At 63.2% G+C, this 26,245-nt stretch carries 23 protein-coding genes; 17 read left to right on the forward strand and 6 right to left on the reverse strand.

What is annotated here, in order from left to right:
* Positions 1-14 precede the first annotated feature (14 nt).
* Positions 15-1,175 (forward strand): acyl-CoA dehydrogenase family protein, encoded by a 1,161-nt coding sequence (locus RI444_RS11730; protein WP_207604794.1) that lies wholly within the window; start codon positions 15-17, stop codon positions 1,173-1,175.
* Between the two features lie 9 nt (positions 1,176-1,184).
* Here the strand turns inward: RI444_RS11730 and RI444_RS11735 are convergent, their stop codons facing one another.
* Positions 1,185-1,418 carry a DUF5703 family protein gene (locus RI444_RS11735; protein WP_021470463.1) on the reverse strand — a complete coding sequence of 78 codons (234 nt, stop codon included), beginning with the start codon at positions 1,416-1,418 and terminating at the stop codon, positions 1,185-1,187.
* A gap of 39 nt (positions 1,419-1,457) precedes the next feature.
* Between RI444_RS11735 and RI444_RS11740 the strand changes: the two genes are divergently transcribed.
* The 13 genes from RI444_RS11740 (at position 1,458) to RI444_RS11800 (ending at position 15,322) form a co-directional block, all read left to right on the forward strand.
* A complete protein-coding gene (locus RI444_RS11740) occupies positions 1,458-1,715 on the forward strand; it encodes a hypothetical protein (protein ID WP_021470464.1) in 258 nt (85 codons plus the stop codon).
* Between the two features lie 270 nt (positions 1,716-1,985).
* Positions 1,986-3,665 (forward strand): sugar transferase, encoded by a 1,680-nt coding sequence (locus RI444_RS11745; RefSeq protein ID WP_069694412.1) that lies wholly within the window; start codon positions 1,986-1,988, stop codon positions 3,663-3,665.
* Positions 3,666-3,707: 42 nt separating this feature from the next.
* A complete protein-coding gene (locus RI444_RS11750) occupies positions 3,708-4,817 on the forward strand; it encodes a Gfo/Idh/MocA family protein (RefSeq protein ID WP_031215933.1) in 1,110 nt (369 codons plus the stop codon).
* Positions 4,814-5,833, forward strand: coding sequence for an NAD-dependent epimerase/dehydratase family protein (locus tag RI444_RS11755; protein ID WP_201433265.1), 1,020 nt, complete (start codon positions 4,814-4,816; stop codon positions 5,831-5,833). Before RI444_RS11750 ends, RI444_RS11755 begins: the two co-directional genes overlap by 4 nt.
* Positions 5,830-7,002 (forward strand): DegT/DnrJ/EryC1/StrS family aminotransferase, encoded by a 1,173-nt coding sequence (locus RI444_RS11760; RefSeq protein WP_207604795.1) that lies wholly within the window; start codon positions 5,830-5,832, stop codon positions 7,000-7,002. The genes RI444_RS11755 and RI444_RS11760 overlap by 4 nt, the downstream gene beginning before the upstream one ends.
* Positions 6,999-7,661 carry an acetyltransferase gene (locus RI444_RS11765; protein ID WP_207604796.1) on the forward strand — a complete coding sequence of 221 codons (663 nt, stop codon included), beginning with the start codon at positions 6,999-7,001 and terminating at the stop codon, positions 7,659-7,661. Before RI444_RS11760 ends, RI444_RS11765 begins: the two co-directional genes overlap by 4 nt.
* Positions 7,658-9,124 carry an oligosaccharide flippase family protein gene (locus RI444_RS11770; RefSeq protein ID WP_021470470.1) on the forward strand — a complete coding sequence of 489 codons (1,467 nt, stop codon included), beginning with the start codon at positions 7,658-7,660 and terminating at the stop codon, positions 9,122-9,124. The genes RI444_RS11765 and RI444_RS11770 overlap by 4 nt, the downstream gene beginning before the upstream one ends.
* Positions 9,121-10,401 (forward strand): glycosyltransferase family 4 protein, encoded by a 1,281-nt coding sequence (locus RI444_RS11775; protein ID WP_207604797.1) that lies wholly within the window; start codon positions 9,121-9,123, stop codon positions 10,399-10,401. The genes RI444_RS11770 and RI444_RS11775 overlap by 4 nt, the downstream gene beginning before the upstream one ends.
* Positions 10,398-11,561, forward strand: coding sequence for a glycosyltransferase (locus RI444_RS11780; protein WP_207604798.1), 1,164 nt, complete (start codon positions 10,398-10,400; stop codon positions 11,559-11,561). Before RI444_RS11775 ends, RI444_RS11780 begins: the two co-directional genes overlap by 4 nt.
* Entirely contained in the window at positions 11,554-12,492 is a 939-nt protein-coding gene (locus RI444_RS11785; protein WP_242703096.1) for a glycosyltransferase, read from the forward strand. The genes RI444_RS11780 and RI444_RS11785 overlap by 8 nt, the downstream gene beginning before the upstream one ends.
* 13 nt (positions 12,493-12,505) lie before the next feature.
* A complete protein-coding gene (locus RI444_RS11790) occupies positions 12,506-13,342 on the forward strand; it encodes a hypothetical protein (RefSeq protein ID WP_069694419.1) in 837 nt (278 codons plus the stop codon).
* Positions 13,343-13,344: 2 nt separating this feature from the next.
* Complete coding sequence (locus RI444_RS11795) at positions 13,345-14,031, forward strand: hypothetical protein (protein ID WP_242703097.1); 687 nt, start codon at positions 13,345-13,347, stop codon at positions 14,029-14,031.
* Positions 14,018-15,322 (forward strand): O-antigen ligase family protein, encoded by a 1,305-nt coding sequence (locus tag RI444_RS11800; protein WP_021470476.1) that lies wholly within the window; start codon positions 14,018-14,020, stop codon positions 15,320-15,322. Before RI444_RS11795 ends, RI444_RS11800 begins: the two co-directional genes overlap by 14 nt.
* 4 nt (positions 15,323-15,326) lie before the next feature.
* Here RI444_RS11800 and RI444_RS11805 read toward each other — a convergent pair whose 3' ends face one another.
* From RI444_RS11805 to rfbB, 4 genes are all read right to left on the reverse strand, one after another.
* Positions 15,327-17,756 (reverse strand): WecB/TagA/CpsF family glycosyltransferase, encoded by a 2,430-nt coding sequence (locus tag RI444_RS11805; RefSeq protein WP_242703098.1) that lies wholly within the window; start codon positions 17,754-17,756, stop codon positions 15,327-15,329.
* A 568-nt stretch (positions 17,757-18,324) separates the two neighbouring features.
* A complete protein-coding gene (locus RI444_RS11810) occupies positions 18,325-19,689 on the reverse strand; it encodes a hypothetical protein (protein ID WP_021470478.1) in 1,365 nt (454 codons plus the stop codon).
* Complete coding sequence (locus RI444_RS11815; RefSeq protein WP_207604799.1) at positions 19,686-21,149, reverse strand: sugar nucleotide-binding protein; 1,464 nt, start codon at positions 21,147-21,149, stop codon at positions 19,686-19,688. The genes RI444_RS11810 and RI444_RS11815 overlap by 4 nt, the downstream gene beginning before the upstream one ends.
* 4 nt (positions 21,150-21,153) lie before the next feature.
* The gene (rfbB, locus tag RI444_RS11820; RefSeq protein WP_031215940.1) at positions 21,154-22,152 is read right to left on the reverse strand and encodes a dTDP-glucose 4,6-dehydratase; all 999 of its coding nucleotides are present in this window, start codon (positions 22,150-22,152) and stop codon (positions 21,154-21,156) included.
* Between the two features lie 53 nt (positions 22,153-22,205).
* Between rfbB and rfbA the strand changes: the two genes are divergently transcribed.
* Positions 22,206-23,072, forward strand: coding sequence for a glucose-1-phosphate thymidylyltransferase RfbA (rfbA, locus tag RI444_RS11825; RefSeq protein WP_207604800.1), 867 nt, complete (start codon positions 22,206-22,208; stop codon positions 23,070-23,072).
* Here rfbA and RI444_RS11830 read toward each other — a convergent pair.
* On the reverse strand, positions 23,069-23,995 hold the full coding sequence (locus RI444_RS11830; protein WP_021470482.1) for an aldo/keto reductase: 927 nt from the start codon (positions 23,993-23,995) through the stop codon (positions 23,069-23,071). The genes rfbA and RI444_RS11830 overlap by 4 nt on opposite strands.
* A gap of 51 nt (positions 23,996-24,046) precedes the next feature.
* Here RI444_RS11830 and RI444_RS11835 point away from each other — a divergent pair, with 51 nt between their 5' ends.
* Positions 24,047-24,880: an undecaprenyl-diphosphate phosphatase gene (locus RI444_RS11835; protein ID WP_031215942.1), complete on the forward strand. Its 834-nt coding sequence runs from the start codon at positions 24,047-24,049 to the stop codon at positions 24,878-24,880.
* Positions 24,881-24,895: 15 nt separating this feature from the next.
* Positions 24,896-26,179: a cysteine--1-D-myo-inosityl 2-amino-2-deoxy-alpha-D-glucopyranoside ligase gene (gene mshC, locus RI444_RS11840; protein WP_069694423.1), complete on the forward strand. Its 1,284-nt coding sequence runs from the start codon at positions 24,896-24,898 to the stop codon at positions 26,177-26,179.
* Positions 26,180-26,245 lie beyond the last annotated feature (66 nt).

A 26,245-nucleotide genomic window follows, 5' to 3' on the forward strand; every position in this document is an offset into this window, starting at 1 on the left:
CAGGGGAGACAGGCATGGCACCGGAAGACATCCTTCCTGAGGAACTGCTGGAGCGGCTGAGGAGCCGCGCGGCCGGCTACGACCAGGAGAACCGATTCTTCCACGAAGACCTCCAGGACCTCGCCGACGCCGGCTACCTGAAAGTCTTTGTTCCCGAGGCCGACGGCGGCAGGGGACTGGGCCTCGAAGCGGTGGCGGAGCTTCAGCGCCGGCTCGCAACGGCGGCCCCGGCCACGGCGCTGGCGGTGAACATGCACCTGGTGTGGACCGGCGTCGCGCGTGCCATGTCCGCACGCGGCGACGATTCGCTGGACTTCGTCCTGAAGGACGCCGGGCAGGGCGAGATCTTTGCCTTCGGGATTTCGGAGGCCGGCAACGACTCCATGCTGTTCGACTCCGGTACCGTGGCGAGGCCGTTGCCTGATGGCAGCTACAGCTTCACGGGGCGGAAGATTTTCACCAGCCTGTCACGCGGCTGGACCCGGCTGGGGACGTTCGGCAAAGATGCGGACGCACGCAACGGGGAGGGCGAGCTGGTCTTCGGTTTCCTCCGCCGCGACGAGCCCGGGCATGAAACCTTGGACGACTGGAACACCCTGGGCATGCGTGCCAGCGCGTCCAACACGACGTTGCTCACCGACGCGGTGATCCCGGCAGAGAGGATCTTCCGCAAGCTTCCCGTCGGGCCGAATAAAGACCTGCTGATCTTCGCCATCTTTGCGTGCTTCGAAACGCTGCTGGCTGCCGTCTACACCGGACTGGCCGAGCGCGCCTTCGCCCTGGCCGTTGATAACGTGAAGCGCCGTGTCTCGGCGAAGTACGGTGGACGCAGCTTCGCCCAGGACCCGGATATCCGGTGGAAGATTGCCGACGCTGCCATGGCGATGGACGGGATGCTGCCCCAGTTGTCCGCCATCACGCGGGACGTGGACCGGATGGTGGACCACGGTCCGCAATGGTTTCCCAAGCTTGTTGGCCTGAAGTCCCGGGCCACGGAAAACGCCCGCTACGTGGTGGACCTGGCCATCAGGGTCTCGGGTGGTTCAAGCTACTTCCGCGGCTCCGAACTTGAACGGCTTTACCGCGACGTCCTGGCCGGGATCTTCCACCCGTCCAATGACGAGTCGGCGCATAACACGGTGGCCAGCGCGTGGCTGGGCCCCTTGGAGGCCTGAGCCGGGCAGCTACACCGTCCGTTGAACGGAGTAAACCTTGCGGCGCAGCCAGAAGCGCCTGCTTCCGCCCATGTAGAGGCGGCTGCGTTCCAATTCCCACTTGCCGTACTCAGAGTGTTCCGCGAGCCGGCGGCGGGCCTCGGGCAAGGAATCCTCAGGACCTATCGTCAGTACGAGGTATTCGTACTGACGTGCATAGTCACGTTGGCGCTCTACGGAGACGCCCCTAAATTGTTCCTTCATCCCTCTCCATTTTGGTCCTTTTCCGGCTAACGTGAAGTCATGACCATCGATCCGCGTGTCGCATTGCAGTCACTGACCGCCGCCCTTGAGGAACATCTGGCGGCGGCTTCCGCCCGTCGCGGGGAAGGTGATCCCACCGTCGAGGCCGCATTCTTCGCCGTCGCCGACGCCTTCGAAGTGTACGAGGATGCGCTGTACGAGGCCTATTCCGAGGTTACTCCCCTCCAGGTCTTCGACGATGATGAAGAGGACGACGACGAAGTCCTCGATGAAGACCTGGAGAGTCTGGAAGAGTAACTCAGTTTCCACAACGGCCACCCCCAAAGGGTGGCCGTTTTTGTGCTGTCCATCAGCCGCTTTGTACCGGCGGGAGCCTGAAAACGGGCGCAAACCGGCTTCGAATACCAAGTGTCCCACCGCACCGTACTGAGTACCGCAGGGGTGTACCCGCGAGTAGGCCCTGAGGGAAAACTGAGCAAAGTTGAGTACTGACTACTGGTGCGCCCCCGACACCGCGTGGCTTCACTGGGTGGTAGGCAATTGGCAGAGTTTGCGAAGAAGGCTTCCATGGTACGAGTTCCAGTCTTGCGTCAAAGCAAGGGAGCACTACGCCGCACCGTGGATGCCCACCACGGTGGAAGAGCTTTCGCCGAACAGTCTGTTGCCGACCACGTCAATCCGCCGGCGTCTCCCTGGATTGGCGGGTCCGTTGCTGCACAGCGGACCGAAAAGGCGGGGCTGGCGGCGCCGAGGACGGATGTCACCCCTGACCTCGTCCCGCCAGTCACCCACCGGATGACCATAGGCGAAGCTCCACCCCGTGACCGTGGTTCGTGGACCCGGATGCTGGTCAACACCCTTCGTTTCGCCGACAGCACGCTGGTATCCGCAGCGGTCTTTGCCGGTTACCTCATCAACACCGACCGACTCGCTCTCACCGCTGCAGGCCAGGGAAGCACCCGTCAAACTGTCCTGGCCCTCGTGATTGCCTTGGCGTGGATAGGGGCCCTTGAGGCCTACCGCACCCGGGACCCCAAGGTGCTGGGGATCGGCGCCGAAGAGTACAAACGCGTCATCTCCGCGAGCCTCAGGGTCTTCGGTTTCCTGGCCGTGGCGGCACTGGTGCTCAGAATCGAATCCGCGAGCACGTTCGTTCTCGTTTCCCTGCCCCTGGGCGTCACCATGCTGTCGTTGAGCCGGTGGGCGTTCCGGCGCTGGCTGGGACGCCAAAAGGCGAGGGGCCTTTGCCTGTCCCGCGCCGTCGTCGTCGGCGAACCGGAGGACGTGCGGTATGTCATCAAGCAGATCAACCGCAGGTCCTGTGCGCCCTATGACATAGTTGGCGCGTGCCTTCCGGGAGCGCGTCGCGGGGCATCGCTGGTAGTGGACGCAGTGCGGGTGCCGGTCCTTTCCTCCATCTATGGCGTCGCGCACACCGTCCACCAGACCGGGGCAAATGCGGTCATCGTGGCAGGACCGGTGCCGGGCGGAAACCAGTTCATCCGGGAACTCGGCTGGCGGCTCGAAGAAGATGCCGCCGAACTGGTCCTCGCGGCCACCCTGACCAACGTGGCCGGCCCAAGGATCCACTGGCGCCCGGTGGAAGGCCTACCGCTGATGCACGTGGATATCCCGCACTATTCGGGGGGAAAGCACACCCTGAAGCGGCTCATGGATATTTGCATCGCCACGATGGCGCTCCTGGCGCTGGCACCGTTGCTTCTGGTCCTGGCGATGATCGTGAAAGCGGACAGCGCCGGCCCCGTGCTGTTCCGGCAGGAGCGGATCGGCAAGCGCGGCACAACCTTCAAGATGCTCAAGTTCCGTTCCATGGTGGTCAATGCCGAGGAACGGCTGGCTGAGCTCACCGCGCAGGACGAAGGGGCCGGGGTGCTGTTCAAACTCCGGAACGACCCCCGCATCACCAAGTGCGGGCGGTGGATGCGCAAGTACTCCCTGGATGAATTGCCGCAGTTCTGGAACGTCCTCACCGGTTCCATGAGCCTCGTAGGCCCGCGCCCGCCCCTGCTCCGCGAAGTGGACGGCTACGAACAACACACCCACCGCAGGCTGCTGATCAAGCCCGGCATCACAGGCTTATGGCAAATCAACGGCCGGTCCGACCTCCCCTGGGAAGAGGCGGTCCGTCTGGACCTCTACTACGTGGAGAACTGGTCCATCGCGGGCGACCTGATCATCATGTGGCGGACCTTCCGGGCGATGATGCAACCGTCCGGGGCCTACTGACACCTCCCTATCCGAGTCACCATCACAGAATCCGAGTGGAAAATGAGCATGAGAACCATTCCCTCAGGCCACCTGAACGGCCGCGCCCTGCTGCCCAAGCTGCGGATCGCCGTCGTCGGAGCGGGCTACTGGGGACCCAATCTGGCCCGGAACCTCAAAGCCAGCCCCGACTGGGAACTCGTGGCGATCTGCGACCTGGACGTCGACCGGGGCCTGCGGCTGGCCGAAACGGTAGGCGGCGTGGCCGTCGTCGAATCCTTGGACGAACTGCTGGACACCTACAACCTCGACGCCGTTGCCGTGGCGACACCGGCGCACACCCATCACGGCGTAGTGATGACGGCGCTGCGTGCGGGAAAGCATGTCCTGGTGGAGAAGCCGCTCGCTGACAGCCGCAGCAAGGGCCTGGAAATGGTGGAAGAAGCCAGGTCCCGCGGACTGGTGCTCATGGCGGACCACACGTACTGCTTCACCCCGGCGGTCCTGAAGATCCAGGAGCTCGTCTCCAGCGGGGCCTTGGGGGACATCCTCTACGTGGACTCCGTACGGATCAATTTGGGCCTGGTGCAACCTGATGTGAACGTATTTTGGGACCTGGCCCCGCATGATCTCTCCATCCTGGACTTTGTCCTGCCCGGCGGACTGCACCCCACGGAAATATCGGCCCACGGCGCAGACCCCCTCGGAACCGGCAGGGACTGCGTGGGACACCTGACCTTCGGCCTACCCAACGATGCGATGGTGCACATCCACGTGAACTGGCTCAGCCCCACCAAGATCCGCCAGATGATCATCGGCGGCTCCAAGCGGACACTGGTATGGGACGACTTGAACCCGCAGCAGCGGATCAGCGTTTACGATCGCGGGGTCAGCCTGGAACACCAGCCCCGCTCCACCGCGGACAAGAAGGCGAGCGCCATCTCCTACCGGCTGGGAGACACCTGGTCCCCGGCGCTGCAGGAACGTGAACCGCTCACCCAAGTGGTCGCTGAACTTGCCGCGTCCATCCGCAACCGGACAACACCACGCACCAGCGGCGAATCGGGGCTCAGGGTGCTGTCCGTGCTCGAAGCGGTAACCCGCAGCCTCGGCACCGACGGTCAGTCCGCCGTCGTGGCAGGTAACGACGCTTCCTTGCAGGTTTCCCAATGAATGCCCTGCTCGGCGCTACGGCGCTGGTGACCGGGGGAGCCGGGACCATCGGCTCCACCTTGGTGGACCAGTTGCTCGACGCCGGTGCGGCGCACGTGGACGTCCTCGACAACCTGGTTCGCGGGCGCCGGGCAAACCTTGACGACGCACTCGCCTCGGGCCGGGTCAGGCTGGTCGAGGGGGACTTGCGTGACCGGGATTTGGTGCATGATCTGACCAAGGATAAGGACGTGGTCTTCCATCAGGCCGCCATCCGCATCACCCAGTGCGCAGAGGAACCCCGGCTTGCGCTCGAAGTCCTGGTGGACGGCAGCTTCAACGTCTTCGAAGCCGCTGCCGAGCACAACGTGGGAAAGCTCATCGCCGCCTCAAGCGCTTCCGTGTACGGGATGGCCGAGGAATTCCCCACCCCCGAAAGGCACCACCACCACAACAACGACACCTTTTACGGAGCGGCGAAGTCCTTCAACGAAGGGATGGCACGCAGCTTCCGGGCGATGTCCGGCCTGGATTACGTGTTGTTGCGCTACTTCAACGTCTACGGGCCCAGGATGGACGTCCACGGCCTGTACACCGAGGTGCTGGTCCGTTGGATGGAACGGATTGTGGACGGTATGCCGCCGCTCATCTTCGGCAGCGGTCAACAGACCATGGACTTCATCCACACGGCAGACGTAGCGCGGGCAAACGTCCTGGCAGCGGCGAGTGACGTCACCGAAGGGGTCTACAACGTGGCCAGCGGGACGGAGACGAGCCTGGCCGAACTGGCCCGGACGTTGCTGCGGGTCATGGAATCGCCCCTTCATGTGGAGCACGGCCCCGAACGGGCGGTCAACGGCGTGGTCCGCCGGTTGGCAGATGTCACGACGGCGCGGCGGGACCTGGGTTTCGAGGCCGCGGTCGGGTTGGAGGACGGGCTGCGTTCCCTGGTCCAATGGTGGCGGCCCCTGCGCGAAGAGATCGCCGCGGCCCGGCACGTTGCCCGCCCCGACGCCGCACAGGCGGTGGCCCCATGACCACTTCCGGTGTTGAGGCGGCGGTGGCACGCATCGATGTGATGAAACCGTGGCTCGGCGAAGAAGAAGCCCGGGCCGTCGCGGAAGTCATCGCCTCCGGATGGGTGGCACAAGGCCCCAAGGTGCGGGAGTTCGAAGAAGCGTTCGCCGGGGAACAGCACGTTGCGTGTGCAGTTGCCGTCTCAAACTGCACTTCGGCGCTGCATCTTGCGCTCGCCGTAGCCGGGGTGGGACCGGGCCAGGACGTGGTGGTTCCCTCCTTCTCCTTCATCGCCACGGCCAACGCGCCGTCGTACGTGGGCGCGCGTCCGGTGTTCGCCGACGTCGACCGCGTAACCGGTTGCGTGACGGCCGGGACAGTCGCCGCCGCCCTGACCCCTGAAACCCGGGCGGTCATCGCCGTGGACCAAGGCGGCGTTCCAGTGGACCTGGAACCCCTCCGGGCGTTGTGCGACCCGCTGGGTATCACGGTGATCGAGGATGCGGCCTGCGCCATCGGCTCCCTGTACCGCGGTAGGCCGGTGGGGGCCGGAGCGGAGCTGGCTGCGTGGTCGTTCCATCCGCGCAAGATCCTGACCACGGGGGAAGGTGGCATGCTCTCCACCCCGAACGAAGAACTCGCCGGCCGGGCGCGGCGGCTGCGCGAACATGCCATGAGCGTCTCCGCGGCTGAACGGCACGCGAGCCTGCTCGCACCCGCGGAGGAATACCTCGAGATCGGTTACAACTACCGCATGACCGACCTCCAGGCCGCCGTCGGGCTGGTCCAGCTGGGGCGCCTGCACGCTGCGGTAGCCCGCCGTCGTCATCTTGCGGCGAACTACGCCGATGCGTTTGCCGACGTTGAGGGACTCAGGCTGGTGGGCGACCCCGGTTACGGCACCGGCAACTACCAGTCATGCTGGCTGGAGGTCGGTGAAGCCTTCCCGCTGGGCCGCGATGACCTGATGGCGCACCTGGCAGGTGACGGGATCTCTGCCCGCCGCGGCATCATGGCCGCCCACCGGCAGCCCGCCTACTCCGCCCGGGACACCGGCAGCGCCACCCTGGACGCCACGGAATGGCTGACCGACCACACGCTGATCCTCCCGCTCTACCACCAGCTGACCCTGGGCGACCAGTTGCGGGTTATCGATTCAATCCTCAGGGCAGCGGGGCGGGGACGATGAGCGAGCTCCTCCTCATCGCCGCGAGCGGCCTGGCCCGCGAAGTGCTGGCCATGGTGCGCAGCAGTGGCCCGTTCGACATCATCGGCATCCTCGACGACGACGAGGACAAACTCGGGCGCGTGGTGGACGGCGCCCATGTGCTGGGACCGATCCGTGACGCTTTGAAGTTTCCCCACGCCAAACTCCTCGTCTGCATAGGCTCCGGGATCGGCCGCGAAAGCGTGGTGATGCGCCTGCGCGCCCTCGGATTGTCCGAGGACCGGTACGCCACGGCGATCGATACCTCGGTCCACGTTCCTGAAGGCTGCAAAATCGGGCACGGAAGCATCATCCTGGCCCACGTCACCATGACAGCATCGGTGACCCTGGGAAACCATGTCGTGGCCATGCCCGGGGTTACTTTCACGCACGACGACGTGGTGGGCGACTTCGCCACCTTCGCTGCCGGTGTGTCACTTGGCGGGAACGTCCGCATAGGACGCGGAGCGTACCTTGGGATGAACGCCAGTGTCCGCGAGCGCCGTTCCGTCGGTGCGGGAGCGACCATCGGCATGGGCGCCGCCGTCCTCAGTGATGTTCCCGACGAGGAGACTTGGGCCGGCGTGCCGGCAAGGGTGATCCGAAGGGGCAACTTTCCGGCGCTGGAGGGGATCTTGTGACCCTTTCCAAGCAGTCCGCGACGCGGGGCCGGCCCACGCCATCAAAGGCGTTCGGGCTTGGTGTCATCAACGCGTTCGTGACCCGCTTGGGAACCATCGGCATTGGCATCGCCCTTGCCCGTTTGCTGGGTCCTGCTGAGTTCGGCACGTACGCGGTGGCCTTCGTGGCACTTATTGCCGTGTTGAGCTTCAACGAACTGGGCGTCAGCCTTGCCATAGTCCGCTGGCCCGGGGATCCAAAGGCCATCGCTGCAACGGTCACCACCATTTCCACGGGATGCAGTGTCATCCTTTTTGCCGCTACTTACTTCGCTGCGCCGTACTTTGCCTCAGCAATGGGGAACCCCGCCGCGACTGACGTTGTGCGTGTCATGGCCGCCTGCATCGTCCTCAACGGTCTGGTGGCAACCCCTGCTGCCTTGCTGCAACGGTATTTCCGGCAAGGCCAACGCATGGCCGTGGACCAGGTCAACGTGTGGCTGGGGGCAGGGGTATCCCTTGCCTTGGTGATCGCCGGCATGGGCGCAATGAGCCTTGCCGTGGGGCGCGTGGCGGCAAGCGTCGTGTCGGGGATCTTGTTCGTGGCCTTCTCCCCGTTGCCTTTCCGTTTCGGGTTTTCCGCGAAATCAGCCAAGGAACTCCTCCTGTTCGGGCTGCCCCTGGCAGGTGCCAGCCTGGTGGCTTTCGGGGTGGGCTACGTGGACCAGTTCGCGGCCGGCAACATGCTCGGTTCGGTGACCCTGGGCCTGTACGTCATGGCGTTCAACATGGCGGGCTGGCCGGCGGCCCTCCTGTCGCAGCCCCTGCGCAGTGTCGCTCCGGCCACGTTCGCCAGGCTGCAGGACAGACCGGAGGACATGCGTGCCGCGTTGCTGTCCCTGCTGGGCGTCCTTTCGGCCGTGCTCCTTCCGGTCTGCGCGGTCATGATGGGATGCTCCGTGGCCCTGGTGACCTTCGTGTACGGGGATGCCTGGGCACCGGCGGGCCTGGCCCTGGTGTGGTTGGCTCCGCTGGCTGCGCTGCGGATCATCCATGAACTGCTCTATGACTACTTGGTGGTCCTTGGCCTTTCGATGTCCATCTTCAACGTGCAGGCGGCAGCTCTGGTGGCCCTGATTCCAGCCCTCATCGCGGGCGCTGCATGGGGCGGAATGCCCGGGCTTGCCGCTGCACCCTTCGCGGTTGCCGTGGCGGTGACCACCCCGATGTACCTGCGCACCCTGCGGCGGGCAGGGGTCCGGACCAAGGACATGGCCGGACGCCTGGCACTTCCGGTGGGGGCCGCCGTCGTGACCGGAGCGGGGTCCTTCCTTGCTGCGCAGGAACTGCGCTCGCCGGTTGTGGCGGTCCTCGCCGGATCCGGAATCGGCTTGGTTGCGATCGCCGCCACCCTGGCCCTCAAGCGCGCCGAGCTGCGGGACGTGCGCCGTTGGGGCAGGGGACGTGAGGAGGCAATGGCATGAGGATCCTGATCTACCCCCACGACCTTGGGCTGGGTGGCAGCCAGCTTAACGCGATCGAACTTGGTGCCGCCGTTCAGGCTTTGGGACACGACGTGGTGCTGTTTGGCCAGCCGGGGGCTTTGGTGCGGCACGCGACGGAACTCGGCCTGGACTACGTGGAGGCGCCCCTGCCGGGCAAGCGTCCTTCTCCCCGTGTTGTCCGCGCCCTGGCAAAGACCGTCCGCGAGCGCAGGATCGAGGTGCTCCACGGTTACGAATGGCCGCCCGCTTTGGAATGCCTGGCCGCCGCCAGGCTCGTCCCGGGCACGACGGCCGTGTCCACGGTCATGTCCATGGCTGTGGCGCCGTTCATTCCGTACACAATGCACTTGGTGGTCGGCACGGAACAGATCCGCCAGGTGGAGACCGCCGCCGGACGCCGCCGTGTGGCGCTCATGGAACCGCCGGTTGACACCTCCGTCAACAGTGTGGCAACAGTCAGTGCGGCAACTGTCGGCGGCGGCACTTTCCGCAGCCACTGGGGATTGGGCGATGACGCTTTGGCCGTCGTGTGCGTTACGCGCTTGGCTCAGGAGCTGAAGCTGGAAGGAATACTGGCAGCGATGGAGTCTGTACGGGCTCTTTCCCGGGAGTGGCCCGTGCGGCTCATTATTGCGGGCTCGGGGCCGGCTGCCGAGATAGTGCACCACCATGCCCGCCGCATCAACGACGACGCGGGCCGCAGGCTTGTGATCCTCACCGGTGAACTGGCCGATCCCCGACCCGCCTACGCCGCCGCCGATGTGGTGTTGGGCATGGGGGGTTCGGCGCTGCGGGGGCTGGCGTTTGGAAAGCCACTGGTAGTGCAGGGGGAGCAGGGCTTCTGGGAGCTCCTCACCCCGGAGACGTTGCCGACGTTCCTCTGGCAAGGCTGGTATGGCTCCGGTCCGGGCACCACCGGGGAAGGCATTCCGGCCCTTACGGCTATCCTGACCCGCCTGTTCGACGACCCGGACCTCCGACGGGCGTTGGGGTCGCTTGGGCGGAATGTGGTTGAGGACAGGTTCTCCTTGAGCGGCGCCGCCGAACGCCAAGTGGAGTTGTACGGGCAGTTCACCGTCTCCCGCCCCGGGGCAGCCGAGGCCGCACGTGCGGAGGCGGTCGCTTTTGCACGGTACTGCTCCTACGTCGCCGGCAGGCGCTGGCAACGACTGACGGGCCGGGCCGCCACGGACGACTTCAATGCCCGGCCCGTCGCTGCTGCGCACATACACGTTCCAGCGGTGTCCAGGCCATGACCGGGGCCATCATGTACATCTCCGGCGGCCGATGGGACGGCATCCCGGGAACGGACCGGCTGCTGGCAGAGGCGCTGGCTGAAGCCTCGCCCGTCCTGTGGGTTGACCAGCCTGCGCCCATTTTCCGTTTTCCGGACGTGAGATCAGCAGCCCGCGCCAGCCTGGCCGGCAGCACGGAGAAGGTCGCCCCTGTCATAGAACGCCTCCGCCTTCCGGCGCCTCCGCTGTTCAGCAGCAGGTTGGGCCACTCGCTCACCGGCTGGATCGGGCAGAAGTGTATGCAGGCTGCCCTGCTACGATCGCCACGGGCCATTCAGGCTGTGGTTAATTCTTCACCGATAGTCAGCTTCCCCACGGGGACGCGGACGCCCAAAGTGTTGCATATAACAGACGACTGGCTGGCTGCCGCGGAACTCATAGGTTTCACGCCGGCATTGCTTCGGGCCGCGCTTGAACGCAATCTGCGGGAAGCCGACGTCGTCACAGCTGTATCCGAGGGATTGGCGGCAAAAATATCGGGGTTCGCCGGACGCCCCGTGCAAGTTCTCCCGAATGGTTGCCAGAGGCCGGACGGTGATCGGGGCCAAACCGATCCAAACCCGGTTGCAGTGCTCGTAGGTCAGCTCAATGAACGCTTGGACCTGGACATTTTGGAATCTGTGGCCAACGCGGGAATCCCACTGATGATCGTAGGTCCCAGATCTGAGTCCAGCCCGGTTGTCGGTCACCGCTTGGACGCATTGATCAAGCACGACAACGTGGACTGGCGCGGTGCCGTCCCTCGGGAAGAGGTGCGCAAGCTGCTGCTGACCGCATCCGTTGGCCTCACCCCTTACTCAGACACGGATTTCAATCGCTCCAGTTTTCCCTTGAAGACCCTCGAGTACCTCTCGGCCGGATTGCCCGTAGTGACCACTGATCTGCCCTCATCCCATGCTGTGAAATGCAGTTCCTTGGCAATTGCAGGCAACCCCGCGCATTTCGTGGCCCTGGTGAAGGAGCGCCTGGGCACGCGGCCAAGCCCTGAAGAAGTCGAGGAGATGCGGCATCTTGCGCTGGAGAACTCATGGAGTTCGCGGGCTGGTGCACTGCGAAAACTTCTGAGCGCTTCCACCGAGGACAAACTACCCGCATATGACAGGGAAGGACACCATGAGTAGCCACGCTGCGAGCGGTCAATCCGTGATGACGACGCATGTAATCCTCACTCGCTTCAATCTCCCTTCAAAGGGTTTCGAAAGCCTCGTCCGTGCCCAGGATGGCTGGCTCAAAGAAAGAATCAACCTCTTTGAACGGTATTGCCTTCCCTCAGTGCAGCGTCAGACCAACAGGGACTTCGACTGGATCATCTACTTTGACCCCGAGAGTCCCGAGTGGCTGCTCCGACGGATCGAAGAGTTGAATGCGAAGAACACCTTCAGGCCTATCTTCCGAACGGAAGTCTCTCCTGAAGAACTCCTCTCCGACATCAAGGAAACGGTCAGCAGCCACCGCCCCCTCCTGCTAACAACCAATCTGGACAATGACGATGCCCTGTCATGTGATTTTGTGCAGCGCGTGCAGGACGCAGCCACCGTCAGCTCCGCAACTGCCATATACCTGGCAACAGGTGTCGTGAAGAGCCGGGATGCGGTTTACCTGCGACGCGACACGAGGAATGCCTTTTGTTCGGTCAGCGCCCCGTGGCCGGCAGCACTCACATGCTGGGCTGCCTGGCATAACCAACTGGGCCGATCCCTGGACGTGCGGACCCTACGCGGCGACCCGGCCTGGCTGCAGGTAATCCATGAGCACAACGTCAGCAACAGGATCCGTGGCCGCAGAGTGTCACCGGCACCTTTCCGGACTGCATTCCCTGGTCTCCTGGCAGACATACCCGCGCCGGACCGCAGGGATATCCTCCGGGATCGTCTGTACGGTTCACCGGCGCGTGCACTGCGCGAGGGCCTCCGGGCCACCGCAAAAACAGCCACTATCGCGGTGCTGGGCACTGAAGGCATAGACCGCGTAAAAACCCTCATGGCAAGCGCGACAAAGACGCTGTCCATGGTCCAAGGGCCGAGGCAACGCCCCATCGGCAAATCCAAGTAGCGGGGAGCGGGACATGCAAGTCAGGAACGTTATATCCAGCATTTTTCGCCGGTGGTACATCCTCTTGGTGGGGCTGGCCCTGACAGCCGCGGGATGCTTCGTCCTGCAGTCGAGCACGCCCAACACCTACAAGGCACAAGCCAGCTTGGTGCTGCTACCTTCCGTGCAGAGTGTTGGCGAACGTGGCAACCCCTACCTGGGCCTCGGTGGCATGAATGAAGCCCTGGACATTCTGACACGCAAGATGTCCTCAGAAGAGTTCAAAGAAAAGATCCGCTTGGAAACCGGCACGGACACTTACACCGCAGCACCCGACCGTGGCACGAGCGGAGCAATACTGGTGATCACCGCCTCATCTGATGCTTCCGACCAAACGATGAAGATCCTGGGGACGGTGGTCGATCAGGTGCCTGTCGCACTGAACGAACTTCAGGACGTACTCGGCGTACCGGATGCGTCCCGCATCTCGGTTATGAAGCTCCTCGAGGACCGCACTGCCATACCCGAAGCCAAGGCTCGGACACAGATGCTCCTCGTCGCAGGCGCCGGGGGCGCAGCCCTCACTCTCATCACGACCGTACTACTCGACAGCCTGCTGTTGAGGCGGAGGACCAAGAGGCTGGAGAAGCGGGAAGCAACCGACCCCGCTGACTCGCCAAAGCGCATGGGCAAACCATCCAAACGCCGGAAAACAGGGATGGCCGATGGAGAACAAACCACTCCCGACACCGCAGGTGAGGAGACGCTTCCAGCCCTTGTTACCGTGGGAGACCGCCCGGCTCCGGACCTGGAGAGTGACGATCAGGCCACCGCTGCCACAACGCTGCACACCACGCAGAGGCCAGGATAACCATGGTGGTGACCAGCCTGTTTCACATACTCTGCCGACGTTGGTACATCGTCGCTTTCGGCCTGGTCATTGGCCTGGCCTCCCTGGGCGCCATCAGGTCAGCAGAACCCGTCTACTGGACCAAGGCCGAAGTCAGCTTCATTGCGCCCGACAGGAAACCTGCTTACTGGATTCCCGGAGACGACTACTCATCCTTGGTGGATTTCGCTGCCATGGTCGAGCGGCGTGTCAACTACAACTCCCGGTCCGTTGACCTCAGCTTGTCGAGTGGCACCCTCTACGGCGCAGGAATTCGCCAGGGATACTCCGTGAACCTGCTCAACAGCGGAGGCCAATGGGCCAAGAGCTTCCGCTGGCCGGTACTCTCAGTGCAGGTTGTGGATTCGAGCGCCCTGAAGGTGCAGGCTGTCCTCAATGAAGTAGTCGACTCCATCAACTCTGCAACACGCGAACTCCAGGAAGTAGTCGGAGTCACCCATGACCTCATCACCACGCTGACTTCCCCGGCAAGCCCCGAAGTTGTCTTCGGCGGAGGCAGTCAGATCAACCGACTCAAAGGCGCGGTTACCTGGATCGGGTTGTCCATTGCACTTTCAACGATCGCAGCAGTAGTTACCGACGGCATGCTGGCAAAAAACTCCCGCGCCAGAACTGTCCGTCGCAGGAGGCCAGCCCATGTTCCGGGTTAACGCGCTGCTCCGCCGGGAGGGCCTTCGGGGATCGAGCCCCGGAGCCTCCGACGCGACCGCCTTCCTCACCATCTACATTCTCCTCACGTGTGCTCTGCCATCGAATCTGGTGATCTCCTCGTTGGGATCCATCGGTCGGCCCAGCAATCTGTTCGCGCTCGCCGGGTTCGGCTGGTGGGTACTCCACCAGTTCACACGCGTCACACCCACAACAACCCGGCGTCACCCCCTCAGGGTGGCTCTGACGGTCTTCCTTCTCGTTGCCCTGGCCAGCTATGCCTTCGCCATGCTGCGTGGACTCCCCGACACTGAAGCCAGCCCTGCCGATGCGGGCTTGCTCAGGCTGGCGGGCTGGGCCGGCGTGCTGCTGGTGGCTGTCGACGGATTACGGACCCGGGAAAACGTACGTTCCGTCATCCGTTGCGTCGCTGTCGTCGGCGGACTGACAGCCGCACTGGGGCTCCTGCAATCAGCGACCGGCTCATCCCTCATTGACTGGATACGTATCCCGGGGCTGAGCCTGAGTTCGGAACTGGCCAACATTGATTCCCGAGGCGGATTCATCCGTGCGGCCGGCATGGCCGTACATCCGCTCGAGTACGGTGTGGTTCTGTCCACCTCGCTACCGCTGGCGATCACGCTGGCCCTGACGGAGTCCGGGAAACGCAGGAACCTGTGGTGGATGCCCGTTGGCCTCATCGCAGTTGCCGCCATGCTGTCCGTTTCGCGTGCAGCCCTGATTTGCATGACTGCGGCGTTCATCGTCCTGCTCTTCGTATGGCCCAAGGCAATCCGCCGGTCGGCGATCATGCTGGTTGCCCTACTGGTGGCGATCATTTACGTGGCATCACCCGGAATGCTTGGGACACTCTTTGGCCTCTTCACGGTAGGAACCAACGACCCCAGCATCAGCTCCCGCACAAACGGCTACTCCACTGCTTTCGGGATGATCAGTCAGCACCTTTTCATGGGCCGCGGGTTCGGCACCTTCCTTCCCGCCTACGTCATCGTTGACAACCAGTACCTTGGCCTACTCGTTGAGCTCGGCATAGCCGGACTGGCCGCCTTCCTCGGACTCATCGCAGCAGGAGCATACTGTGCCTCACGCGCGCGGCGTATGGCGGGGGACGATTCTCTGCGCCAGACGAGCCAGGCAATGCTCGCCTCAATAGTCGCGGCAGGCATCGCCTATGGCTTCTTCGATGCGCTGTCTTTCCCTATGGCGGCCGGCCTGATGTTCGTGCTTCTCGGAACCGCGGGCGCCCTTTACAGAATCGCGCCCGAAGGTTAGCAACTCAGCGGCTGCTGTTGTCCCGCTCCCACGCAACCGGCTTGGTACGGGAGCGAAAGGCACGGTGGCGCCCAACAGCCGCAAAGATGGCATAAATAACAGCATCAGCAGCGGCCAGGGGACTGCGGACCGAGCCAAATAATTGACGCAGCGTCCGCAGTGACGAAGGACTCCCACCCGACGGGTTTTGCTCAGCATTGCCCCGATACGTTCGACAAAGAACGGCCAACAACGCGGAAGCTGTCCTCGGAGTCCTCACCACCACCGGTTCCGTACTCAATACCGTCTTTTCATCGGCAGCAAACAATCCATCAACGTAGTAGTCATCACCCGTCAAGGAAGGGAACGTCCCAAGACGCTCATGGCCGGATTCGTTCAAGGCATACGCCCCCGCACCCCACAATGCCTGCGAACTTCCCGGAATCCGCATCCGTGCCCGGTAGTAGGACCTCACCCATGGGGAAGCCCCCCTGGCGTCGTAGCGGAATGCAGGGCGTGCCGCCAGGAACGGCCCCTTCCGCAGCGTTCTCAAGACATCCGCAACCGCCGCAGCGCCAGCCTCGATATCGGCGTCGAGATAGAGTCTCGGCCACTGATGGGCCACGCTGTCAGCGGCGTTGAGCGCGGCCGCTTTGGACGCTGCTTCCACCCGCAGCACACGCACGCCGGCAAATCTTTCGGCTATGGCCTCTGTCCCGTCAGTACAACCGTTGCATGCCACTATCACGTCCACGGTGCCCCAGGCCATTACCTCGCTCAACGATTCCAGGGTCCGTGCAATCACAGCTGCTTCATTATGTGCGGGAATGATCACCGTGCCTGAAGGTGGAGCTTCCACGCAGCACACCTTCGATGACGTAGCGTGCGGCAGGGACGCCCGCCACCGTGGCGTAAGAAGCGCACGCGCAGCTTCGCGATGCCCCGGCTTATTAAGCCGCGCCACTTCGGCTGCAAGGACAGCGGCCCGGAACGCGGCCAAGCGCAAAGTACCGAAATATTTCTCCGCATACCTCACACGATTAACGGACATCAATGCCGTTAACTGCGGTGACGTTCCTGAACCACCCCGTTCATGCCACATCATTGCGGCGGGCTCGAACCAAATCGAATACCCCGCATCGCGGACACGGTGGCAGTAATCCGTTTCCTCCGAATACAGGAAGAACTGCTCATCCCAAGCACCCACCCGCCCTGCCACCATCGAATCGATCAACAAGGCCGCCCCCGTCGCCCAATCCACACGATGCGCAAACTGATAGCTCTCGTCATCGAAATCGATCTCGCTGAACCACCCCGGACGGGCAACCATCCTGCTTCCCAACGCTGCGTCGCCCAGCGCTCGCAGCACCCCTGGCTCCCGACGCAGCGACGGGTAGATGCTCCCGTCATAGTCCACGAGGACGGGTACCACGACGCCGGCCCCGGAAGAAGCCATCCGACGCCGCATGGCCGCAATAGCCCCCGGCGCGACGCGCAGGTCAGGATTCAGGATGAGGAACGCGTCGGCCGGCCCGGCGGCGCGCATCGCGGCATTGATGCCGCCCGCATATCCAAAGTTGCCGCCCGTGCTGCGGGTGATGACGTCGTCGAACTCGGCGAGGGCAGCCATGGTCCGGCGGTCAGGTGAATTATCAGCCACTACCACTTTGATGGTGTGCACAGTGGTCTCTTCCCGCAGGCTCGCAACCAGAGGACCAACATCGCCTGCACTGTTGTACGTCACGACAATGACGGCGACATCCGCATCTTCCGTTGCTGAAGCGAATCTACCCGGAGTATGCCGGGCTGCAGGCGCCCGGTTCCCGTCCGTGGGCTTGTGAGCATCCGATGTCGGGAACACGGCAGGCGCGGTCATAGGTCTGCTGTCGCTCCGAAGCCGCAAGTAAGCCTCAGGCCCGTCTACCAGGTACCGCCGCGCAAGCCGGCGGGGCTCCAACATGAGTCGCCATGCCCATTCAAGGCTGTGATCCGAAACCCATGCGGGAGCCCGCCGGATACGGCCGGCAAGGAAATCTACGACTGCTCCGAATGCAAGCAAGACCTTGGCGCCTGTGAGATGGCCGTATTCCCTGATCCACAGTTCCTGGCGGGGTTTCCCCAGACACACGATGAGGATATCCGGGGAGCAGGCAGCGATCTCTGCGGCAAGTTCGACCGACTTCGGGGGTGCACCGAGAACCGGCCGCTCCGGCGCCCACCAACCAACAACGGTCAATCCGGGCCGCTCTGCCGAAAAACGCTCTTGGATCATTTGTTGGGCATCATCTGAACCGCCCAGTAAGCCCACCCGCAATCCCCGCTCTTCTGCCTCGTCCAGCAGGGGTCCGATGAGGTCGCTGCCAGCGAGCCGGGGCCACGGCGCACCTGTGATCCGTTCTGCCTCGTTGGCCAAGGGGGCCCCGTCGATGAGGGTCAACCAGTCGATCGTGGGCACCTCCAAGGTTTGCGACCAACGACTTCCCGAACCGAAGTGCCGGATGTGGTCAAGATTCGCAGAGCAGACTGCCAACGGCTTGGTCCCGGCAGACGCGCACCTATCCAGGATGGTCCGCAGCGCATCCTCGAATTGCAGGAGCCGTACGGGTACACCACCCAGATCCAGTTGGGGACTGTCAGCAGGTTCAGCTCCAACCGTCCTGTCGCGGGAACTCCCAAACCGGCCCGCCCGAGTCCCGTACCGTATCCCGTGGTCGCTTGGCTTGGCGTGGCGGGCCTCCAGGACATGGAATAGACCCCAGGAAAGAAAGGGCTTTGGCTGCAGCATGACCGGCTTTCTCCAGACTCAGAGTCTTCCACCGAGGCGTCCAACTCAAGACAGAACGATTTCCCGCCGATCCGTAGCTGCTGCACTGCCTTGGATCAGCGGGGCAGCGGGTGCTGCCTCACCATTTGGTTACTTGAGTTGTCTCCCGGCCCCACGGGTGGAGGTTGCCGTAGGGACACTCTAGGCCGGTTCAACGCGCCGCACCAGAGTTTCAGGGAAAGTGCCGGCGCACCCGGGCTCAGAGTCCGATCCGGTAAATGTGATGGGTGAATTCGTTGTCAAAGCGGTCAGAGAAGGTTCCGTTCTTTACAGGAAGGGTACGGTTCTCGTTCAGCACTTCCACAACGCTTCCTGCCAGACCGGAAGGAAGCGTGAAGGTTCTCTCGCCGACTCCGCCATCATCAGTCATGGCGAAGATATAGGCGCTTTGATCTTTTACCTTCAGCATGGTGTCCGTACCCGGTCCAAAATCCCAGACATATGACTGTGTATTGAGCACAGGCGCCAGCATCCGGACTTCAGCGTTAACCTCACCCGCTGCGGCTACTTGGTCCTTCAGGCACGGCGTGGCGTGAACCCGTGCGTCCTGGAAGGCGTCACCGCTGATGCAGTCGTTGACGTCCTGCTGGTCCGGCGACTGCGAAAACCACACGATACCCCTGGCCTCGTGAATAATTGATGACCAGACTTGCGCCCTAACTTGCTCTGGACCGATCTGTTTGTATCCACCGGTGGACCCGCCCGTGCTAATAACGGCAGGAAGTGCCCACAGCGGCCCTTGGATGTTCCGCGCCTGATTGATCTCCTGCTGCAGGGACATGATTTTTCCGTAGCTTGAAGCCGTCCGGCAATTGGTTTGGTCAATTGGGTTGTGACCGGACGGTGTACGCCAGCGGAGTTGGCTTGCTGGCCAATCACATTGCGGTACAGCGTAGAAGTACTGATCCACGGAGTTTACGGTTGCTGTGTTGTAGTAATTCACTGACACGGTCATGGCCACGTCATAGCTAACGATGCCTGATGTCCAATTCGCATAGGTAAAGCGTCCGGTCACAGCGGGATCGTATTGCGCAGCCAACTTTTCCATGTGGGCCAGGCCTTCGGCCGTGCCATACCGCCCGTCTACTTCGTCGTCCAAGAGCGTACCTACTTGATTGGCCCAACCCGCAGGCGCGTCCTTGGGGGCAAACAAGGTATACATGCCGTGGGATTGGATCCCGGCACTTGGGGAGTCGGGATTGCCATGGACATAAGTGTTGATGCCCAAAGCCTTGTCGAACGCCAACTGTTCGTCATTTCCGGGGGAGCCGTACCACAGCATGATCGGAAAGAACGCGGGGTCGCTCCAACCCGCAGCTTCTGCCACCGCGAACTTCTTCCAGAAATCAGGTCCGCCCTCCCAAGGGATCCGGGGAAGCTCCAAGGGGGTTCCTGTTGAGCCGGAGGGTGATGTGGTTGAGCCTGAACTCTGCGGTTGCGCCTCATAGGTGCAGCCCGCAACCCGTTCTTTGTTGTTCAAGCAGTTTGAGCTTCCGGTTGCGGTGAATGACCACAACGCGAGCATGATGGCCAGCAACGCCAACGTCGTGTAGCGAGCCTTCATGTTTCGCTTCTTTGTCCAATTCGGCCGGAGTCCTTGAAGGAAGTTGTGCGATCCGTTGCGTGATCCATGAGATAGCCGGCAAGCCGTGATTCCACGGGCGCCGGAACAAATCCGGAAGCCTCGATCTTTGACAGAGCCAAGGTGCTGTTGCGCGGGCGGGGTGCCGTACCGGGTTTGGAATACTGCTCAGTGCTCACAGGCACCACCATGTCCGGGTCCGAACCGCACAGCCGGTACACCTCACGGGCAATCCCGGCCCACGATTTCGGTTCCCCTCCACCGCTGAGGTTGTACGTGCCGTAGGGGGCGCCCGACGCCAGCAGATGCTTGATGCCGGCAGCAATATCGGCCGCGAATGTCAGCCGTCCCCACTGGTCGTCCACCACGGAGGGCCGCACGCCCCGTTCAGCCAGTTGTGCCATCGTCCGCACGAAATTCGGCCCGTCGCCAACCACCCAGCTGCTTCGCACAATGTAGTGCCTTGGAATGGCTGCCACGGCTGTGTCACCGGCGGCCTTGCTTTGCCCGTACACGCCGAGCGGACTCGGCGGCTCATCCTCTGTATGGATCTCCGCCGAGCCGTCAAAAACGTAGTCGCTGGAGACGTGGACCAAAGTCAGGGAATGTTCGACGGCGGTTCTCGCCAGGCGGGATACGGCGCCTGCGTTGACCCTCCACGCAGCGATCCGTCCCGCCGCTGTCTCCGCCGCGTCGACGCCAGTGAAGGCCGTGGCGTTGATGATGGTGGAGTACTTGCGCCAGGGAATGCTCCGGTAGGCGTCTTCGTCAGTTACGTCGAATTCATCCCGGGTGGCGAAGTCGACGTAATCGGCGTCGGCGAAAGCCTCCCGGAGTGCCCTGCCCAACTGCCCGTTGGCCCCTGGAACCAGGATTCGGCGGGGTTTCACCGGGACCACGGATTCAAGGCGGGGATGATTTTTGTCCTGCTCGGACAGGGTGGCTTGGTTCAATGGCAGGGGCCAAGGTACAGCGGCGTGGGGGTCCGCCAGATTCAGGAAGGTGTATTCATCCTGCGCGCCGGCGCTCCAATGGTCGTTGACAAGGTAGGTGTACGCAGTGTTGTCCTCGAGGGTCTGGAACGCATTTCCGACGCCCCTGGGCACGAACACCGCGTCCCCGGGCGTCATCTCGCAGTGGAACACTGCCCCGAAGGAAGGCCCCTCCCGCAGGTCCACCCATGCCCCGAATATCTTTCCGGATGCCAAGGAGATGAACTTGTCCCACGGCTCGGCATGGATTCCCCGGGTAGTTCCGCGGCGGGCGTTGAAAGAAATGTTGTTCTGGACGGGACCGAAATCCGGGAGGCCGAGGGCGCCCATGCTGCTCCGGTTCCAGTTCTCCTTGAACCACCCCCGCTGATCGCCGTGCACGGGCAGCCCGAAGACCAGCAGGCCCGGGATCGGTGTGGTCCGGGAGGTCACTGACGCTGCCGCTGCCATGGCCTCAGTGGCCCTGTCCTGCGTACTTGTGTTCCGTTTCGGCCTTTTTTGGCCGCCACCATGCCTCGTTGTCCCGGTACCAGCGCACGGTGGCAGCCAGCCCGGCGTCGAAGTCACCGTAGCGCGGTGTCCATCCCAATTCCCTCCGCAGCTTGCCCGAGTCGATGGCATAACGGAGGTCATGGCCGGGGCGGTCCGTTACCAGGTCATAGGCATCGGGGGACTGGCCCACCTGAACCAGCAGCTTCTCCACGACGGAACGGTTGGACAGCTCACCGTCCGCTCCGATCAGGTACGTCTCACCGATCCTGCCCCGTTCGAGGATGGCCGCCACTGCCGAGGAATGGTCCTCCACATGGATCCAGTCCCGCACATTCCGGCCTTCCCCGTACAGCCGGGGCCGGATGCCGTCCAAGAGGTTGGTGATTTGGCGCGGAATGAACTTCTCCACGTGCTGGTACGGTCCGTAATTGTTTGAGCAGTTGCTGATGGTCGCCCGCAACCCGAACGACCTGACCCAGGCCCTGACCAGCAGGTCCGATCCCGCCTTGGTGGCCGAGTACGGACTCGTGGGCCGGTACACGGACCCCTCCGTGAACCGGGCGGGATCATCCAGGGCGAGGTCGCCATAGACCTCGTCGGTGGAAATGTGGTGGAACCGCGTTCCGTGTTTGCGGGCCGCCTCGATAAGGGTGAAAGTGCCCACGAGATTCGTGTCCACGAACGGCCGCGGCTCCTCCAGTGAATTGTCGTTGTGCGATTCGGCGGCGAAGTGCACTACGGCATCCACTTGCCCCGTCAGCTTTTCCACCAGCGCCGCATCGCAGATATCGCCTTTGACAAACTCGAACCTCTCCGGCGGTAAACCCGCCAACGACGCGCGGTTGCCTGCATAGGTCAATTTGTCCAGGACGGTGACATGAAGGCGGCTGTGGCCCATGATGTAGTGAACAAAGTTGCATCCGATGAACCCGGCCCCGCCGGTGACAAGGATTCTCTGCATGGCGATAGCGTAGCCGCGCACGCCGCGCCACGGCAGGGGAGAGGACAACAATTATGCGAGGAATTATCCTGGCCGGTGGAACAGGTTCACGGCTTCACCCCATTACGCTCGGAATCAGCAAACAATTGGTTCCCGTCTTTGATAAGCCGATGATTTATTACCCTTTATGCACCCTCATGTTGGCCGGCATCCGGGACATTCTGGTGATCACCACTCCCACGGACGCCGACCAATTCCGGAAGCTGCTGGGCGACGGTTCCCAGTTCGGCATCTCGCTCAGCTACGCGCAGCAGCCCACACCTGATGGCCTGGCCCAGGCTTTCGTCCTTGGCGAAGATCACATTGCCGGAGGCAAAGTGGCGCTGGTCCTCGGCGACAACATCTTCAACGGCCCCGGCATGGGCGCCCAACTGCGCCACTACAGCGACGTCGACGGCGGAGCAATCTTTGGTTATTGGGTCAAGGACCCCAGCGCCTACGGCGTTGTGGAGTTCGACGACGACGGCCTCGCCATTTCCATCGAGGAGAAACCAGCCGAGCCTAAGAGCAATTACGCAGTTCCGGGCCTGTACTTTTACGACAACGACGTCGTTGCCATGGCTAAAGAGTTGAAACCGTCCGCGCGGGGTGAATTGGAAATTACCGATATCAACCGCCAATACATGAAGCTGGGAAAACTACATGTGCAGAAATTCCCCCGCGGCACGGCATGGCTGGACACGGGAACCTTCAGTGACCTAAACGACGCGTCGAACTACGTCCGCACCACCGAGAACAGGCAGGGCCTGAAGATCGGTGCACCCGAGGAAGTGGCGTGGAGGATGGGCTACCTCGACGACGACGGTCTTCGCCAGCAAGCAGCGAAGCTCGCCAAAAGCGGCTACGGGAGCTACCTGCTGGACATCCTGGACCGTCGCTAGGAAACGTCTTCCAAAGCCCGCGATATCTCGGCAGGCAGGACGGCGAGCTGAGCGTCCAGGAGCTCCTTGAGGTGGACCGCGTTCCGGGGTCCAACAATTGCCGTGGAGACCCCGGGACGGGACAGCAGCCAACTCAATGAGACATCCAGGGGTGAGCGCCCCAGTCCGCGGGCCGCCATGGCAACAGCTTCCACCACCCGTGATCCCCGCGGCTCCAGGTACGGTTCAACGTAGGCTGTGAGGCGCCCTTGCGCGGCCCGGGAATCGGCTGGAATCTGGCCGCGGTACTTTCCGCTGAGGACGCCGCGACCCAGAGGTGCCCAGGCCATGAGCCCAAGGCCCGCATCCTCGATCGCGGGAATCAGCTCTTCTTCGGGCTTGCGCTGCAGGAGGGAGTACTCGGACTGGTTGGCCACCAGCGTGAAGCCGGCCACCGCTGCGGCCTTTGCGGTCTGCCAACCGTTGTAATTGGAGATACCTACGTAACGGGCACGGCCCGTCCGTTGCGCCAGTTCCAACGCGGACAGCGTTTCGTCGAGTGGCACGTTCGGGTCCCACTCGTGCGCAAACCAGATGTCGATGTAATCGGTACCGAGCCTGGCAAGGCTCGCGTCGAGGGCTGCCAGCATGGCCCCCCGGGAGGCATTGATGCTGCGCCTGGAGTCGGACAGGGATACCCCTGCCTTGGTGGAGATCACCACCTCGGAGCGTGCAACAACTACGCCGAGCATGGAACCAAGCAACGCTTCGGCCTGCCCTTGCGCATAGGAAGCAGCCGTGTCGATCGTCGTGCCGCCGGCATCCACAAAAGCATGAAGCAGTTCGGAGGCATCCTGCTCATCAGTTTCCTGTGCCCAGGACATCGTTCCGAGGGACAATGACGACACCCGGAACCCGCTGTTTCCGACATAACGCTGCTGCATGCTGATAGCTTACGGGGAGTTCCCATACTTCATGACGTAGGGTCTATTCACGTGAACTGGATAGAAGCAGCCTTGCTGGGCCTGGTGCAGGGCCTCACCGAATTCCTCCCGATCTCCTCGAGCGCCCACCTGCGCATTGTCGGCTCGTTCCTGCCGAATGCCGCCGACCCCGGCGCTGCCTTTACGGCCATCACGCAGCTGGGCACGGAGACAGCGGTGATCGTGTACTTCTGGCGGGACATCGTCAGGATCATCGGAGCCTGGTTCGGCTCACTGACCGGGAAAGTAGCCAGGAACAATCCCGATGCCCGCATGGGCTGGCTGGTCATTCTCGGCAGCCTTCCCATCGTTGTCCTCGGCCTCCTCTTCCAGGACCAGATCGAGTCGGTGTTCCGCAGCATGTGGATTGTGGCAACCATGCTGATCGTCTTTGGCATGATCCTCGCCGTGGCCGACGCGATCGGCCGCCAGGAGCGCGACCTCACCCAACTGACGTACAAGCACGGCATCCTGTACGGATTTGCCCAGGCCATGGCCCTGATCCCGGGGGTATCCCGCTCCGGCGGCACCATTACGGCCGGCCTGCTCATGGGCTACACCCGTGAGGCAGCCGCCCGCTATTCCTTCCTGCTTGCCATTCCGGCTGTCTTCGGCAGCGGGCTCTACCAGCTGTACAAGACCGTTTCCAATGACGGCATCGCCGGGCCCTACGGACTTGGCGAGACTGCCTTGGCCACCGTCATCGCGTTCGTGGTGGGTTACGTCATCATCGGATGGTTCCTCAAGTTCGTTTCCACGCGAAGCTACCGGCTGTTCGTCTGGTACCGCATCCTGCTGGGCCTGGCCCTGTATGTCCTGCTCGGTTTCGGTGTGATCAGCGCCTAGCACTAAGGTTGAGTCGTGAAATCGTGGATCTCCCGCCCTGTTCCCGGGCTGCCCGGCAGCCTTCCGCCCCTGCGCCTGTTCGACACCGCTTTGGGCCGCGTCGTTGACATTGCGCCGCAGCCGGAACAGTCCATGTATGTGTGCGGCATTACGCCGTACGACGCCACGCACATGGGGCATGCCGCGAGCTACGTGGCTTTTGACCTCCTCAACCGTGCATGGCGTGACGCCGGATCCAAGGTTTCCTACGTCCAGAATGTGACGGACATCGACGATCCCCTCTTGGAGCGCGCCAACGCCACCAACGTGGACTGGCGTGAACTGGCAGCCAGCCAGATCGAGCTGTTCCACACGGACATGGATGCGCTCAATGTTCTGGCTCCGGATCATTACATCGGTGCCGTCGAAGCCATCCCGGACATCGTTCCCGCCATCGAGAAACTCATTGCCGATGGAGTCGCCTACCGCGTCCACGGAACCGACGGGGAGCCCGACGGCGACGTCTACTATGACGTCGAGGCGGCAGGAAAGCACTCCTCGGCGACGGACGCCTGGACGCTGGGCGCTGTTTCCGGCCTCGGCGAGGCCGAGATGATGGAACTCTTCGCCGAACGCGGCGGGGACCCTGCCCGGCCCGGTAAGAGGCAGGCCCTGGACCCGCTCTTGTGGCGTGTTGCCAGGGAGGGCGAGCCGAGCTGGCCCGGAGCAAGCCTGGGTGACGGGCGCCCGGGGTGGCACATCGAATGTACCGTGATCGCGCAGAAGTACCTTCCTGCCCCGTTCACGGTTCAGGGCGGTGGCTCTGATCTCGTCTTCCCCCACCACGAGATGGGGGCGGGACATGCCTACTCGTTGGCCGGAGTTCCTTTGGCCCACCACTACGCCCATTCCGGCATGGTAGGGCTTGACGGCGAGAAGATGAGCAAATCCAAGGGCAACCTGGTGCTGGTCTCAAAGCTGCGGGCCGCGGGGGAGGAGCCGGCTGCCATCAGGCTGGCCATCCTGGCCCACCACTACCGCTCCGACTGGTCCTGGACCGATGACGGGTTCGCAGCGGCAAAGGACCGGCTGGCCACGTGGCGCAAAGCTGTAACCCGGGCGGCTGCCGGATCGGCCGCCCCGCTCATCGCCGCCATGCGCGCCGAGCTGGCGAAGGACCTCAACGCCCCCGGCGCCCTCGCCGCCGTCGACCGTTGGGCGGCAGAATCGCTCCGCAACCAAACCGGCAGCGCCGCATCTTCGGCCGATGGCGCCTTGGTGAGCGATGCCGTTAACGCCTTGCTCGGCGTCGAACTCTAGGCCCCTGCTGAAACGAACGGCCCCGGCGTCCACCAGACGCCGGGGCCGTTCGTTCGTGCAGCTACG

Source organism: Paenarthrobacter sp. AT5, assembly GCF_032764245.1.
GTDB classification, from domain to species: domain Bacteria; phylum Actinomycetota; class Actinomycetes; order Actinomycetales; family Micrococcaceae; genus Arthrobacter; species Arthrobacter ureafaciens.